Source organism: Colwellia sp. 6M3 (assembly GCF_014077595.1).
Taxonomy (GTDB): Bacteria; Pseudomonadota; Gammaproteobacteria; order Enterobacterales; family Alteromonadaceae; genus Cognaticolwellia.
The window spans coordinates 18975-34082 of the sequence record NZ_JACGWF010000015.1; the positions used below are offsets into that span (position 1 = coordinate 18975).

The 15108-nt window shown below is 38.3% G+C and carries 19 protein-coding genes; 13 read left to right on the plus strand and 6 right to left on the minus strand.

The genetic code is table 11. The features are described 5' to 3' along the window. Window positions 1-23 precede the first annotated feature (23 nt). The 9 genes from gspH (at window position 24) to H4J50_RS05225 (ending at window position 7079) form a co-directional block, all read left to right on the plus strand. Window positions 24-650, plus strand: coding sequence for a type II secretion system minor pseudopilin GspH (gspH, locus tag H4J50_RS05185; protein ID WP_108454861.1), 627 nt, complete (start codon window positions 24-26; stop codon window positions 648-650). Continuing rightward, window positions 634-1032, plus strand: a complete 399-nt coding sequence (gene gspI, locus H4J50_RS05190; RefSeq protein ID WP_108454862.1) for a type II secretion system minor pseudopilin GspI — start codon at window positions 634-636, stop codon at window positions 1030-1032. Before gspH ends, gspI begins: the two co-directional genes overlap by 17 nt. Continuing rightward, window positions 1029-1721, plus strand: a complete 693-nt coding sequence (gene gspJ, locus H4J50_RS05195) for a type II secretion system minor pseudopilin GspJ (protein WP_182254865.1) — start codon at window positions 1029-1031, stop codon at window positions 1719-1721. Before gspI ends, gspJ begins: the two co-directional genes overlap by 4 nt. After that, entirely contained in the window at window positions 1714-2730 is a 1017-nt protein-coding gene (gene gspK / locus H4J50_RS05200; protein WP_310733254.1) for a type II secretion system minor pseudopilin GspK, read from the plus strand. The genes gspJ and gspK overlap by 8 nt, the downstream gene beginning before the upstream one ends. Next, a complete protein-coding gene (gene gspL, locus H4J50_RS05205; RefSeq protein ID WP_182254869.1) occupies window positions 2730-3962 on the plus strand; it encodes a type II secretion system protein GspL in 1233 nt (410 codons plus the stop codon). The genes gspK and gspL overlap by 1 nt, the downstream gene beginning before the upstream one ends. Next, a complete protein-coding gene (gene gspM / locus H4J50_RS05210; protein WP_108454865.1) occupies window positions 3959-4426 on the plus strand; it encodes a type II secretion system protein GspM in 468 nt (155 codons plus the stop codon). Before gspL ends, gspM begins: the two co-directional genes overlap by 4 nt. Then, window positions 4426-5169, plus strand: a complete 744-nt coding sequence (locus H4J50_RS05215; RefSeq protein ID WP_182254871.1) for a type II secretion system protein N — start codon at window positions 4426-4428, stop codon at window positions 5167-5169. Before gspM ends, H4J50_RS05215 begins: the two co-directional genes overlap by 1 nt. 548 nt (window positions 5170-5717) lie before the next feature. Further along, window positions 5718-5924: a CsbD family protein gene (locus tag H4J50_RS05220; RefSeq protein ID WP_182254873.1), complete on the plus strand. Its 207-nt coding sequence runs from the start codon at window positions 5718-5720 to the stop codon at window positions 5922-5924. A 213-nt stretch (window positions 5925-6137) separates the two neighbouring features. Further along, window positions 6138-7079 (plus strand): YihY/virulence factor BrkB family protein, encoded by a 942-nt coding sequence (locus H4J50_RS05225; RefSeq protein WP_182254875.1) that lies wholly within the window; start codon window positions 6138-6140, stop codon window positions 7077-7079. A gap of 160 nt (window positions 7080-7239) precedes the next feature. On the opposite strand, the gene yrfG is transcribed toward H4J50_RS05225, so the two are convergent. Then, window positions 7240-7917 carry a GMP/IMP nucleotidase gene (gene yrfG / locus H4J50_RS05230; protein WP_182254877.1) on the minus strand — a complete coding sequence of 226 codons (678 nt, stop codon included), beginning with the start codon at window positions 7915-7917 and terminating at the stop codon, window positions 7240-7242. Window positions 7918-8110: 193 nt separating this feature from the next. Between yrfG and nudE the strand changes: the two genes are divergently transcribed. The 3 genes from nudE to H4J50_RS05245 all read left to right on the plus strand — a co-directional run bounded on the left by nudE (window position 8111) and on the right by H4J50_RS05245 (window position 10163). Further along, window positions 8111-8668, plus strand: a complete 558-nt coding sequence (nudE, locus tag H4J50_RS05235) for an ADP compounds hydrolase NudE (RefSeq protein WP_182254879.1) — start codon at window positions 8111-8113, stop codon at window positions 8666-8668. After that, the gene (gene cysQ, locus H4J50_RS05240) at window positions 8665-9486 is read left to right on the plus strand and encodes a 3'(2'),5'-bisphosphate nucleotidase CysQ (RefSeq protein WP_182254881.1); all 822 of its coding nucleotides are present in this window, start codon (window positions 8665-8667) and stop codon (window positions 9484-9486) included. The genes nudE and cysQ overlap by 4 nt, the downstream gene beginning before the upstream one ends. Before the next feature lie 92 nt (window positions 9487-9578). Beyond that, window positions 9579-10163, plus strand: coding sequence for a YceI family protein (locus H4J50_RS05245; protein ID WP_162533701.1), 585 nt, complete (start codon window positions 9579-9581; stop codon window positions 10161-10163). A 67-nt stretch (window positions 10164-10230) separates the two neighbouring features. On the opposite strand, the gene H4J50_RS05250 is transcribed toward H4J50_RS05245, so the two are convergent. From H4J50_RS05250 to H4J50_RS05270, 5 genes are all read right to left on the minus strand, one after another. Then, window positions 10231-10476, minus strand: coding sequence for a YheU family protein (locus tag H4J50_RS05250; RefSeq protein WP_182254883.1), 246 nt, complete (start codon window positions 10474-10476; stop codon window positions 10231-10233). Continuing rightward, the gene (locus H4J50_RS05255) at window positions 10473-11444 is read right to left on the minus strand and encodes a hydrolase (protein ID WP_182254885.1); all 972 of its coding nucleotides are present in this window, start codon (window positions 11442-11444) and stop codon (window positions 10473-10475) included. The genes H4J50_RS05250 and H4J50_RS05255 overlap by 4 nt, the downstream gene beginning before the upstream one ends. Before the next feature lie 129 nt (window positions 11445-11573). Then, entirely contained in the window at window positions 11574-11705 is a 132-nt protein-coding gene (locus tag H4J50_RS05260; RefSeq protein WP_108454875.1) for a DUF3149 domain-containing protein, read from the minus strand. A 297-nt stretch (window positions 11706-12002) separates the two neighbouring features. Then, window positions 12003-12725 (minus strand): tetratricopeptide repeat protein, encoded by a 723-nt coding sequence (locus H4J50_RS05265; RefSeq protein ID WP_108454876.1) that lies wholly within the window; start codon window positions 12723-12725, stop codon window positions 12003-12005. An 82-nt stretch (window positions 12726-12807) separates the two neighbouring features. Continuing rightward, entirely contained in the window at window positions 12808-14709 is a 1902-nt protein-coding gene (locus H4J50_RS05270) for an ATP-binding cassette domain-containing protein (RefSeq protein WP_182254887.1), read from the minus strand. A 130-nt stretch (window positions 14710-14839) separates the two neighbouring features. On the opposite strand from H4J50_RS05270, the gene H4J50_RS05275 reads away from it, so the two are divergent. Beyond that, window positions 14840-15034 (plus strand): YheV family putative zinc ribbon protein, encoded by a 195-nt coding sequence (locus H4J50_RS05275; protein WP_404842743.1) that lies wholly within the window; start codon window positions 14840-14842, stop codon window positions 15032-15034. Window positions 15035-15108 lie beyond the last annotated feature (74 nt).

The following is a 15108-nucleotide window of genomic DNA, read 5'->3' on the forward strand; positions in this document are numbered from 1 at the left end:
AAACTATTGATTATTAATTTGATATGAAACTTAACATAGGCCATCGCCCAAAACTAAATCCGCGTCGTCACCAAGGTTTTACCTTAATTGAAGTGATGCTGGTGATTGTGTTAATTGGTGTGATGGTTTCTGCAATCCAATTTACTTTTTCAGGTAATAAACCTGAACAATTATTAGAACAAAACAGTGCTCGCTTTGCGGGTGTTTTTGACGTCGCTGCAGAATATGGTTTGCTAAATAATGTTGAATTAGGCTTATTCATCGAAGAAAATAGCTATCAATTTCTCGGTTATGACGGCGTCAGTTGGTCACCTATTGCCGATAACCCATTATTTAGCGTGTATACTTTACCTGAAGGTCTTGAGTTAACGCTAGAACTTGATGACTTACCTATCGAAGAACCTCTATTATTCGACTCTTCTGTATTGATCAACGAAGACGAAGAAGAAGACTTTACTGAAACCGAAAAGAAAAAAACCATCCCTCAAGTTTATATGCTCTCTGGCGGTGAAATAACCCCCTTTAGTTTGACGTTTTCATTGGCGGAATTTGCTATTGATGGCGATGAGAATATCAGTTTTAAAGTGACTGGCATATATACAACACCACTTACAATAGAAGGGCCGATAGTGAATGCTAACGCTCGCTAATTGTTATTGTCGCAAGTTGCAAAAAGGCTTTACCTTAATTGAGGTTATGCTGGCGATGGCGGTATTTTCGATCGCTGGTATTGCCATTTTAGGTACTGCAGACACTAACGCACGAAATTTAGGATATTTAGAAAGTAAAATCGTAGCGAGTTGGGTTGCATCAAATCAATTAGTCGAGGTGACACTCGATGATACATGGCCACCAAAAAATAATAAAAAAGGTAAGGTAGAACTTGCTGGGCAAGAATGGTTTTGGCAGCAAAAAGTTATTAAAACAACCGATAATGACATGCGGGCTATTGTTATGGAGGTGCGGCTTGATGAAAAAGATCCCGCAGCATTAACTAGCTTAATGACCTACATATCGAAGCAAAGCCAATGAATACTGCTGATAAAAATTGTCGAGCGTTTAACTCTATTAAGCCTTTTAGATCTAAATCAAGTCATACATCAAGTAAAGGCTTTACCTTATTAGAAGTACTGATCGCCATCGCTATTTTTTCAGTGATCAGCATGGCAAGTTTTAGTATTTTCGAAACCGTACTCAACAGTGATACCGTAACTAAAGAACGCACTGATCGTATAAATGAACTGCAACGGGGTTTTTTAATTATCGAACGTGATATGTTGCAAATAGCTAGGCGAAGTGTGCGCTTAAATGGTGAAGCGCCCCAAACTGGCTTTTTACACACAGATACTGAAAGTTACACCACAAGTGAACAGGCTATTGCTTTTGTTCGTCATGGTTGGACTAATCCAGGGTTACTCTTACCTCGCAGCGATATGCAGTCAGTAGCTTATCAATTAAATGAAAATACGGTAGAGCGGGTACATTTTAACTTTGTTGACGCTGTATTGGGCGAAGAGCCAAAAGTAAGACCATTAATTTCTAAGGTTGAAAACCTAAGTTTTGAATTTTATGATGGAAAAAAGTGGCAAAAAACACGACAGGGCGACAACTTGCCACAGGCTATTGCTATTGAATTAGAAACAAAAGATTACGGTATTATTCGTCGACAATTTATTGTTGCTGGCGATAGTTCGCAAGATGAGGACGATAGCCGTGAGTAAAGTTATAGCTATTAAGTCTATACCCAAAGGGGTTGCGTTAATTACGGTTATGCTGATTATTGCGTTAATCGCTATTTTAGCTACACAAATGACTGCAAGGTTGCAATTACAAATGCAGCGTACAACCAATATTGGCTCCAACCAACAAGCATACTGGTATGCCATGGGGGCTGAGGCATTTGCAAAGCGAGTACTCATTCAATCATTTGAAGCCGATGCCGAAGTAACACATTTAGGACAAGTGTGGGCACAAGGGGAAAATACTTTTCCCGTTGATTTTGGTGAAATAACCGGTGAGATCAACGATTTAAATAGTTGTTTTAATTTAAATGCTCTAAAAGTAAGTGAAGATGACAGTTCAAGTGGTATTGGCAATGCAGCGAAAAAATCACCAGCAAGAACGGCTTTTGAAGAATTGTTAATTGCTATCAGTATTGAAGGTGTCGGTAATTTTGAAGCAGAATATATGGCTGATGCTCTAACCGACTGGTTGGACGCTGATGGTAGTATTTCTAGCTCAGGTGGCGCAGAAGACAGTGACTATGCCGCGAAAGAGTTTCCTTACCTAGCCGCTAATAATTATATTGCCAGTATTGCAGAGCTAAGAGTGATTGAACACTTTAGCGTTGATGTCATTGAAAAGTTGAAAGACTTCGCCTGTGTATTGCCGAATACGAATATGAATAAAATAAACATTAATACCATTGCACAAGATCAGCCTGAAATACTTGTAGCCATGTTAGGGATAAGTCAAAATGAAGCATCACAAGCTTTGTCTTCCCGTGGTGAAGAAGGCTTTAAAAATATTGATGAATTTTTTACATTACCTGAACTGAGTGAAGCTAAAATTACACCAGAGCAAAAACAACTTTTTTCTGTGAAAAGTGAATACTTTAACCTTAGAACAACAGCAAGCTTTAATAATAGTTACTTTGCTTTAAATACCATTATGAAAGTAGACGATAAAAATAATATAAGTGTGATCAGTCGCATCATAGGACGAGAGTAATGGGTGAAACCTTATTTATCCGTTTAGGCAGCCAAGCTGAAAGTAGAATTCACTGGCTGATTAAAACCAACGGACAAGAAGATATTATAGCAAGTGGTGAGTTGCCTAACGCAGGTGAACTAACTCAGCTAACTGAAAAATCAACAACACGAGACGTGGTCGTTTTTGTACCGGCAAGTGATATTGCTATTAAGCGACTAAAAGTACCAGGCTCATCTCAAAGAGCTACCCGTGCAGCAGCTCCCTACATGTTAGAAGAAATGCTAGCACAAGATGTTGAAGAGATGTGTTTTGCTTTTAGTGAGACTAAACAAGACGATCAAGGGCATAATTGCTTTGTTGCTGCGCTTGAGCGTAAACAACTAGACACTTGGTTGCAGTGGTTAGCAGAAGCAGAAATATTTTCTAAAGTATTAATTCCTGATGCACTTGCATTACCTGTTGAGCCCAACATTAGCAGTGCTGTTATGCTTGGCGAGCAGGTATTAATTCGGTTAGGTGAATGGCAAGTTATGTCATTCGAAGCCAATGCATGGCCAGTAGTTGCTAATTACTTTCAAGGTTTAAGTGAAGATAGCCAAGTGATCAACGCTTATTCGGTTTTATCTGAAGTACCTGCTGATTTAACCATTGAGTATTTACCTGAAGACTTACCTTTAGCTATTTTAGCGAATAATCATTCTCGTAAATTCAACTTGTTACAAGGTGAATTTCAAGTAAAAGAAAAACGCTCTGCAGATACGGTAAATTGGCTTTGGGTTGCCGGTATCGCATGTTTAGCACTGGTATTGAATTTTGGTCTCAAAGGCGCTGAATTATATAGCTTATCTAGTCAGCAATCAGTTATTGAAGCTGAAATCATCGAAAAATATAAAACTGTTTTTCCTGAAACTAAGCGGGTTAAAATCTCGACGGTGCGTTCACAATTACGTCAAAAACTTGCTGAAGTGGGCGATAGTGATGACGTAGCTGGCTTTTTAGCTTTATTAGTTAAGCTTGAGCCGGCACTAGCTAGTGTGCCTGAGATTAAACCTCAAACATTGAAATTTGATGGTAAACGTCAAGAAGTGCGTATGCAAACTATCGCTAAAGATTACCAGTATTTTGAAAAGCTTAAAGTCGCCTTTGAAAAAGCAGGCTTAGCGGTTAATTTAGGTGCACAAAATAATCAAGGTGATCAAATTTCTGGTTCATTTAGTATTACAGATACTTCTTCGAAGGGGCGCTCATGAAAGCATGGTGGCAGCAGTTAAATATTCGTGAGCAACGTTTAGTGTTAGTTATGTCGGTAGTAATTTCTATATTTATTTTATATGGCCTTATTTGGCAACCGCTGAATGAAGGCATCGACAAACAAAAGTTAACACTTGAACGCCAGCAAGAGTTGTTGACGTGGGTTGAAGAAAATACCCAGCGTTATCAACAAGCAAAACGCAATGCTCGTGCAAGTTCAGGCGCGAGTTTGTCGAGTATTGTTAATCGCACTTCTAGAGCGAATAATATTATTATTACCCGTATGCAACCTCAAGGTGATGAGCTACAAGTTTGGATTGATGAAATATCATTTAATCAATTATTAACTTGGTTAGAACAATTAGCCAGCAGAGATGGTCTACAAGTAAAAAATATAGATCTCAGTTTAGCTGACCAACAAGGTGTGGTTCGCGTTCGTCGATTACAGTTAGGAAAGAGTTAATGAAAAAGAAGTTTGCTTATACAGCAATTTTTTTCACCGCATATTGTGTTTTTATTTTAGCCTTAATGCCAGCCAGTTGGGTAGTGTCGCAAATTAAGCTGCCAAAGAACGTAGCACTTGGTGCGGTTGAAGGTAGTGTTTGGCATAGCGAAATTAAGCAAGTCATGATTGATGACGTTATTATTAATCAAGTACAAAGCTCATTGTCGTTAATCTCAGTATTAATGCTGAACCCTAAACTTGACATTAATTTTGGCAATGCGTTGGTCAATGGGCCAGAAGGGAAATTAACCATCAGTGGTTTATTGTCTGAAATGGTGGTTGAAGACGCACAAATAAATGTTGCCGCGAATACGGTAGCAATGCGACTTAACTTAGCGATTGATGTTATTGCCCATGAACAACTTCAGCTGAATATTTCGCGTTTTATTATTGGTGCGCCGGTTTGTAGTGAACTTCAAGGTGACTTAAAGTGGCGCAATGCTGCTGTAACGGCTTTTGAAGAAAAAGTTCAGCTAGGTGAGCTTGCAGCGAAATTAACCTGTGATAACGGTGAACTTATTGCTGATATCGACCCTAAGAATAACTTAGGGCTAAGTTATCGTGCTGCGTTAAAGCAAGGTGGACGTTTCTCGGGTAGTGGCTATTTAACACCTGCAGAGAAGTTTCCTGAGCAATTAAAAGCCGTATTAAGCTTTTTAGGAAAACCAGATAGTAAAGGCCGATACCGTTTAAAAATATAAGTTATTTCTACTATGAATGGCAATTTTAGATTGTCTTTCATAGGCTTACACTTTTATCCTCGCTAAAATATATACCCTACACCCGTTTGTTAATGTCGCTCATGATAAGTCATCTTGAGCGTATTTATTATTAACGACAACACTGATTTCACTATTTAGTACAGCAGTCTCTCTAAATTTCGCATAATTAAATCGTCTCTAGTTTAATTTATGAAATATCCTGCGATTACTTTAACTATTCAATCCATTAAGCAATTTATAATCTATGGTTAAGCGTAATCAGTACAGACTATATTTTGAGGATAAATGGTGTTTATAGAAAAATTCTGCTTTTGTGTGACTAAATAATGACGGCTTCCTGATTTTTGTAACTAATACATAATGGCTTGTAATACTTTCATAAAAAGTATCTGTGAGATATGCCTATGTTAGATATTTTTATTTATTTTCAATAGTTTAGTTAGTGGTCTAAGTTTTGCAAACACATGGGGGAGTGCTTTAGTTTGAGCACTGTTTACCACCTAATTTGAAATTATAGGAGATCAACTATGAACAAAGATACTTTTGAAGGAAAATGGAAACAAGTAAAAGGTGAAGCCCAAAAGCAATGGGGCGATCTAACCAATGACGACATGGATATAATCAATGGTCAGAAAGAAAAATTAGCTGGCAAGATTCAAGAGCGTTATGGCAAGTCTAAAGAGGAGGCAGAAAAAGAGGTTGATCGTTTTTGTAAGGATAATGATTGCCAATAACTGTAATACTTTAGCTTAAATGTATACCTATATTTGGGCTGACAGCTTTTATAAGCTATCAGCTCAACTTATAATGTCAGAACAAATATTAATGACTGACTAAATTAATTATTGATAGCGATAAAGTGAAAAAAACCAATATAGCCGGGCTTATCGGTAAATAGTTTGCAGAGCTAATCAGCTCAAAACGTGCAGAAATAGAGGCCAACCTATATGAGTTCAAGTAATGAAATAATGCACCCAAAAGAATTTTCGCTAGCAAACTGGTGGCAGATAACCAAGCGCGTTATGCATAAAGTTGAACAAGATAACATGTCACTAATAGCTGCAGGTGTTGCGTTTTACTTCTTATTAGCGATGTTTCCATTATTAGCGGCATTGGTTTCTATGTATGGCCTTTTTACCGATCAACAAACCCTTCTTCAACATATGAGCCTTTTGGTTGGCGTAATCCCCGAGCAAAGTAGAGAAATATTAGAAGCGCAGATTGAAAGTTTATTAGCGACAGATAATAGTGCATTAAGTGTGGGGTTTGTTTTTAGTTTTTTATTAGCTATTTGGAGTGGCGGCAAAGGCTCTGTAGCATTGATTACTGCATGTAATATAAGTTATAAAGAGGGGAAAACACGTTCATTTTTAAAAATGATTATCGTGCGTACAATGCTAACGTTGGCAACAATATTAACAATGCTGTTGATGTTACTTATGATTGTTATTATTCCATTCGCGTTGAGTATGCTTGACGAGACAAGCCAATCTTTACTAAGTTGGGTGACATGGCCAATTTTATTGATTCTATTTAACTTATCGTTAGCAAGCTTATACAAATATGCACCACATCGCGCATCTGCAAAATGGCGTTGGACCACACCAGGTGCGGTATTAGCGACCTTATTTTGGCTTGTAGGATCTTATTTTTTCAATTTGTACATTACCGAATATGCCAGTTATAACGAAACATATGGCTCAATGGGCGGCGTCGTTATTTTATTGATGTGGTTTTATGTCACCGCTTTTACTATCTTATTAGGCGCTGCGATAAATGCCGCGGCAGAACTGCAAACTGAAGAAGATACAACTACGGGAGACGAAAAACCCAAAGGTAAAAGAGGAGCTTACGTTGCTAACAATGGCCCTAGTGATCTGAAGCAATAAGTTTTTTTGTTAGCCATTAACCGCGTTTACTAACTTGCTTGGAAAACGTTGGAGAATAACGAGCGGGTAAAATGATATTTGGCCTTGGTTAAATTAACTGTCTTAACTATCTGTCTGAACTATCTGTCTTAACCAAGGCGAGTCATCGTAAAACTATGAATTAATTATTTGGTGTACTGTTATTTATTTCAGCTAGTAAAACACGATAGTCAGTAATTGACGGGTATTCTTTAAATACGTTTTCAGCTTGTTTACTATCAGGGTTAGCTACTGCTAATAAGTGGCCAATACCATATTTTTTAGCTGAATCGAGTATCACTAAGCTGTCATCAACAAATAGTGTGCTTTCTAGTTCAAAACCATGTTTTTCTTGTAGACGCTGCCAGAGTAATTGCGACTCTTTTGTGACACCGAATTCGTGCGTTGAGTAAAGCGTATCAAAGTATTTATCTAACGATGTGCGTTCTATTTTGAGCGATAAGCTATCAGGATGAGCGTTGGTAACAAGCACGATATCACGACCAGATGCTTTCAATGCAACTAGAAAGTCATGTGCATCAGTTCGTAATTGAATTAAGTGCTGAATTTCACGCTTTAAGTCGGTTATTGATAATTGAGTTTGTTCGGACCAGTAATCTAGGCAATACCAGTCGATTGTACCTGCTACTTTTTCGTAGTGTGACATTAACGACGCTTTAGCATCAATCAAGCTTAAATCGTGTAATTCACTGTAGCGTTGTGGTAAATGGTGTAGCCAAAAGTGGTTGTCAAAATGTAAATCGAGGATTGTGCCATCCATATCCAGTAAAACAGTTGAAATTTTTGACCAATCAAGCATAGATTTTTCCCTTGAAACACGTTTATTATAGAATGTCTCAATGAGACTGATGGTAACTATGCAATTAAATAATTACCCCAACGGCTATTATACCCAAGCAGTATGGTTATGTATTCAATGTTATCGTGCTATGGTTAAACTTTAGCTTTTCTAGATGAAAAACATCACTTAAGTTGTTGCAATAAAGGGCGTTATGACAACAAAAAAAGTATTACCAAAAATTACTGCGCGTAAGCAGGTTGCCAAAAGTCACTTATTTACTATTGAACAAGTTGACCTCACATTCAGTAATGGCGAAAAGCGAGAATATGAACGCATGTATGGTAAAGGTCGTGGGGCAGTGATGATTGTACCTATGCTTGATAAACATACTATGTTGCTCGTACGAGAGTACTGTGGCGGCACGCATACCTACGAGCTTGGTTTCCCAAAAGGCCTAATTGATGCCGGCGAAACTGCCGCACAAGCCGCTAATAGAGAATTAAAAGAAGAAGTTGGTTATGGTGCTGAGACGTTAACGTCAATTCACACTGTTGCCATGGCTCCAGCATTTTTTGATGCTAAAATGACGATATTTCTTGCAGAGAATCTTTATGCTGAAAAACTGCTGGGAGATGAACCCGAAGCCTTAGAATTAGTACCTTGGCCACTTGCAAATCATCATGAATTATTGCAACAGCAAGACTTCAATGAGTCGCGCAGTATTGCCGCTTTATTATTAGTAAAGGATCACTTAGGAGCTATTGTATGAATCATGAAAAGTTATTATCAGTGGCGCTTGAAAGTGCTAAAAAAGCGGGACAAGAAGTTGCACGCTTTTATAAACAAGGCAACTTTACTGCCGAGATAAAAGAAGATAACAGTCCTGTTACCAGTGCCGACATCGCGGCAAATGATATTTTAATGGATGAATTAAAAAGGCTAACCCCTGACATTCCTATTATTTCTGAAGAAGTTGGAGCTTTAGGGCTAGCACAGCGCAGTAAATGGTCTCGTTATTGGCTGTTAGATCCTATCGATGGCACGGGGGAGTTTATTGCTGGCAGTGGTGATTTTGCGGTTAATGTTGCGTTAGTCGAGAACGGATGGCCAAGCATTGGTGTTATTCATGCTCCGGATCACCAATTAACTTACTATGCTCAAAATAATTTAGGCGCTTTTAAAGAAAATGATGTGGGTAGCCATAAAATACAAGTGGCACACTATGATGGTCAACGTCGTATAAAAGTTGCTATCAGCCGCCGGCAAGATATCAACTTAATGGGGCAGTATTTAAATGATAAATATGATTTTGATCATGTCGCTTTAGGAAGCTGCTCGTTAAAAAACTGTTTAATTGCCGAAGGTGGTGCTGATTGTTATTTACGTGTTGGACCTACCGGTGAGTGGGATACTGGCGCAAGTCACTGTATAATTGAACAAGCCGGTGGCAGCATAATCGATAGTGAATTTAAACCATTAACGTACAATCAGCGTGAAACGTTAATGCAGCCTGATTTTATCTCGTTAGGAAATAAAGAAATTCCTTGGCAAGATATTATTAAGCCGCATAGAGCAAAGCGTTTATAAATAACAACGCTTAAGCCCAGTTCATAAATACACAGTGTTAGTTGTTATTAGTAAATTAGCTCGAAATAAACTTATCTTACATGGAGAAAATCATGCGTAAAACATCCTCAATATTAATTTCCCTACTGTTGACAGCAACAGTAAGTTTACCTGCATTAGCTGCATGGAAACTCGACAATGCAAATTCTGAGCTGAGCTTTATATCCGTTAAAAAAGCGAATATTGCCGAAAATCATAACTTTGCAAAGCTTGCTGGTAATATCAACGAGCAAGCACAAGTAAATATCAGTGTTGACCTTACCAGCGTTAATACTAATATTGCTATTCGTGATGACCGAATGAAAAAATTCGTTTTTGAAAGCGATAAATATAGCACAGCAAATTTTACTGCGACGCTTGATAAGTCATTACTCAATAACCTAACCATTGGTGCAGATAAAAAGCTTAGCGTTAGCGGCGTAGTGGATTTTCATGGTGAGCAGCAAACTGTAACGATTGAAGTCAGTGTCATCAAGTTAAGTGCGGATAAAATATTGGTTAATACTATCAAGCCATTTTTTATTCAGGCAGATGCATTTGGTATTGTAGCTGGTATCAATAAGCTCAAAGAGTTAGCCTCTTTACCTAGCATCGATTACGTTGTGCCGGTTAGCTTTTCGGTTACCTTCATACGATAATATTTGTCGTAAGAATTAATTAAAGGCACTGAATTAGTGCCTTTTTTAATGCCTAACATATAGTGCCTTATGATTCCTCTGTGCTTTCTTCGCTGTCTTCAACAAATTGGTCTTTTGGGAGAATATTAACCGTTTCATGAAGTTCAGAGTACACCAATAATGCTGTACCTTGCTTTAATTGCTGATGAACTTGGGCTATTTTTTCATTAAGTGATACATCTTCACTACCATACTCTGTTCCTTCACGGAGGACAAAGTTTTCGATAATGGCGCTTAATGTTTCTTCTGACAATTGTTCTAGTGGGATGATCATAAATATCTCGTAAAAAACTCAGGTATACGTTGCTCTAACCAATATCTTGGCTTGAACGGATTATTACCACTGATGAAACCTACATGACCACCTTTAGCGCTGACTTCAAATGTCATTTGTTTAGGCAACGAAGTAATCGCAGTGGTATTTACATGACATAAAAATGGGTCATCGGTTGCATGAATAATTAAACAAGGTGTAGTTATCTGTTGCAACACATCCCTGCCGCTAGCTTGCTTATAATAGTCATTCGCATCAATAAAACCGTTTATTGGCGCAGTAACCATTTGATCAAAGTCTCGAATTGAACGCACACTATTTAGCCGTGTAGTGTCTATATTATGTAACAAGTTAGCTTTTATTTTTTCAACTGTACTTGCTCTAAGCATATCCACTAAGTACTTTTGATAAACACGAGAAAAACCACGGTTAATTCGGTTACTACAACTTGATAGGTCAAGTGGGGCGCAAATGACACATGCAGCTTGATAGATATTTTGTTTTTGCTGAGCTAAGTATTTAGTCAGTACATTCCCGCCTAATGAAAAGCCAACAATCGCTTTTTTTGCCTCAGGGTAGTTACTGGCAAGGTATTGGCTAAAGTAGTCAACATCACAAGTTTGGCCGCTATGGTAAGACTGAGGCATACGGTTTGGTCGACCGCTACAGCCTCTAAAGTGCATTAACACACCTACCCAACCTTGTGCTTTAATCGCGCTTAACATCCCTTTTGCGTAGTGGCTGTTCTTTGAGCCTTCAAGTCCATGTAATACGGCGATAATTGGACGAGTGCATGCTGAGTTAACCTGTTCTGTCCAAGCTAAATCTACAAAGTCACCATCGGGTAATTCTAACGTTTCATTGGTTGTATCTATGGAGTGGCCACGTCTAAAAAACTTAGCGGCAATGGTTTGTAAATGGGCGTTTTTTAGCCACCAAGCTGGGCTGAAAGAGCTTTTGGTAAACATAATGCGGTAATAGCGAGTTATACAAAAAATTTATTGTACGTTAAATTTTTGCTCATGCCCACCGTTTGGCGATAAGTGAGCAATGAGCGTGACCACTTAAGTTTTCATTATGACATTTGTGAAACATCTTTAAGGCGTATCTTCACTGATATGTTTTAAAAAGTAATAAACGTAAAAACTACAAATGCCTATTACAGTAGCTAAACCAATAAATGACATGATGACCACGGGATCGTTTAATAGCATATCGACAAAATTCATCACAAACTCCAAAAGTATTTAAGTAGGTATGGCCACTATTATAAATAACACTTAAATAAAGCTTATTGATTTGGATCATGATCATTGCCACTTTTTGTATTAATGAAAGTGAGGCGGGATAGTAGCAGCTAATAAATAGCACATGCTTACGTTTATCAGACTAACTAATTATGTTGTAACTCAGTGGAGTAAAGCCGAACTATTGAAAATTGAAGATAAAAATAAACCCGCTAGGATAATAAGCGGGTTTATGTTGGTTAACTGCTTTGGGGATATGCTTATATTAAGAAATAACCGTTAAGATTTTTGTCTTAATTTTAATTCTCGTTGTTGGATTATTTTACGATAAATAGCATCGGCTTTTTCACGACTCTCTTTTATCTCATCAACGGTTAATTTATGTTCGTCCATATCGCGACTTTTTTCAGCCATACGATAAGCATTTTTAGCCGCAATAATATTCCAGATATAAGACATTCTAGTACTCTTAGCGACGCCTTTACCTTCAAAGTACATCAAGGCAAGGTTAAATTGTGCTAAGGCATAGTTTTGATCCGCCGCTTTTTGATACCAACGAGATGCTTGCAGGTAATCGCGTTGAACACCACTTCCGTTATAAAGCATCACCCCTAAATTAAATTGCGCTCGGGGTAAGTCTTTATTTGCGGCTTTTTCCATTAATGCATAAGCAGAGTTTAAATCCTTTTTAACGACCTCTCCTTCACTATAAAGCAACGAAAGATCGAACAAGGCTTCTGAGTAATTTTGTGAAGCGGCCTGATGAAGAAGCTCCAACGCCTTCGTTGGGTTTTTAATTACTCCGTAACCGTTTAAATAAATTAACGCCATTTGATATTGCGCAGGAGCATATTCTTCAGCAACTAATGGCTCAAACTCTGCAATCGCGGCTTTAAACTCACCACGGTTTAGCTCGTATATACCTAAATCTAAATCAGCACTAAAGGCAGAGCTTTGTGTAAAAAGGGCAAAACTGATTGCTAGTAAGGTCAATTTTTTCATAATAATGTCCTATATTGTGGTGTTGTCGCGATCGAACGCAGTGACAATTTTTTGCTGCGATCTATTAAGTGTAGCAATAAATTTATAATGCTTGTGACATTATCTCTTCTATTTGTTCTTCAAGGTCAAGCCACTGCATTTCATTTGTTTCTAAATCTTGGGTCAGTGTTGCTTGGCGTTTCAATAATTCTGTTAACTTTGTTTTGTGCTCAGCTTGGTATATCTCACTATCAGCCAATTGTGCTTCAACCTCAGTTAATTCGTTTTGATACTTTTGTACCAGCTTTTCAAACTTATCAGCCTGTTTACGCAGAGGTGATGCTTTTTTACGTAATTCAGCTTGCTCTTTACGTTGCTGTTTTTTATCTACTTGTGGCTCAGTAATTACTTTATTCGTTTTGACTGTTTGCTTTTTATCATCGTTGAGCCATTGTTGGTAATCATCAATATCACCGTCAAACTCTGTTACCTGGCCGTTAGCAACGATATAAAACTCATCTACACACGACTCTAATAAGTATCTGTCATGAGCAATAAGAATAATTGCACCGTCAAAGTCTTGCAGAGCTAACACCAATGCTTGACGCATTTCTAAATCAAGGTGGTTAGTTGGCTCATCTAATAGCAACAATTGTGGCTTTTCTAAGACAATAAGGGCTAAGACCAAACGCGCTTTTTCGCCGCCAGACATGGTGCCAACTTTATCTAAAGCTTGGTCGCCACTAAAGCCAAAACGGCCTAAAAATGATCTCGCTTGTAACTCGGTAATATCCGGTTTTGCTCGCGTTATATGTTCAATCGCACTACTAGGTAAGTGCAATTGCTCAAGCTGGTGCTGAGAAAAGTAGCCCACACGAAGATCTTGCGCACAATAACGCTCACCTTGAAGTAATGCTAAATCACCAGCAAGTGATTTAATTAAGGTTGATTTACCTGCACCATTACGACCTAGTAAGCCAATGCGACTGCCTGGCACTAAAGTCATACCTACATCTTCCAAAATAATAGCTTCATCGCTATAACCACATTGGCTTTCGGTTAATGCCAATAATGGATAAGGCAGGGTATCTGGCTGCTCAAAGCTGAAAGTAAATTGGCTATCAACATGGGCTGGCGCTAAGTCAGGTAACTTTTGTAAACGTTTTAATCGGCTTTGTGCTTGTTTTGCTTTACTGGCTTTTGCGCGAAAGCGGTCAACAAAAGAGGTTAAATGCGCCACTTCTTTTTGTTGCTTTTGATACTGAGCATCTTGCTGGGCTAAATGCTCGGCACGTTGACGTTCAAATGCGCTGTAGTTACCAGAATAAAGTTTTGCAGTTTGGTGTTCAATATGGAGTATTTGGCCAATAACATCATCAAGAAAATCACGGTCATGCGAAATAAGTACTAGGGTGCCGGTGAACCTTTTCAGCCAGCGCTGTAGCCAAATAACTGCGTCTAAATCTAAATGGTTGGTGGGCTCATCCAGTAATAATAAATCAGCACGACTTATCAAAGCTTGGGCTAAGTTTAAGCGCATTCTCCAACCACCAGAAAATGACTTTACTGGGTTTGCTAGTTGTTCTTGTACAAAACCTAAACCGTGTAATAACTCGCCTGCTCGTGCTGGTAAACTGTAGCCATTAACGGTGTCAATTTGGTTGATAATGGTTGCTTCAAGAGTCCCGTTATCGTCAGCGCGTGCTTGATCTAATTTGGCTTCTAATTGTCGGAATTCAATATCTCCATCCATAACATAATCTAAAGCCGATCGATCGAGCGCTGGCGTTTCTTGCTTAACGGTAGCAATTTTCCAGCTTGTTGGCATAGAAAGGTTACCCATATCAGCAGGTAGTGCACCTAATAAGCTCGCGAATAAAGAAGATTTTCCACAGCCGTTCGCCCCAACAAGCCCAACCTTATGATTTGGATGTATAGTAAAACTTGATGATTTTATGAGGTATTTTGCGCCTCGGGCTAAACTTAAATCTGTAGCTATGATCATTTATCGTGTCTCATTTTAATGCAGGTTGCTATTGTCGCTTTTCCTTAGGGGGTTGTTCAAGGTAAAATAGAAGCACTGAGCAGATATCTTGCTAAATCTAATTAAATATTTAATAAAATTGAGTGAAAAAGTGAAAAAACGATTTATAGCCGGAGCAACATGCCCAAAATGTAAAGAAATGGACACCATGGGACTCGTTAAGGAGCATGGAGTTGAAACCGTAACTTGTGTAAGTTGTGGGCACCAAATGTCGCAACCTGAAGAGCATGTAGTGCAAGAAGTTAGACCAAATGAGCAAGTTATTGGGATTTTTAAACAAGAGTAACTTTTCTTGCATTGTTAACAGTACTTTTAGCTAGGCTTGATAATATCAGCGTTATCAGACAAAAAGCGTTGTGC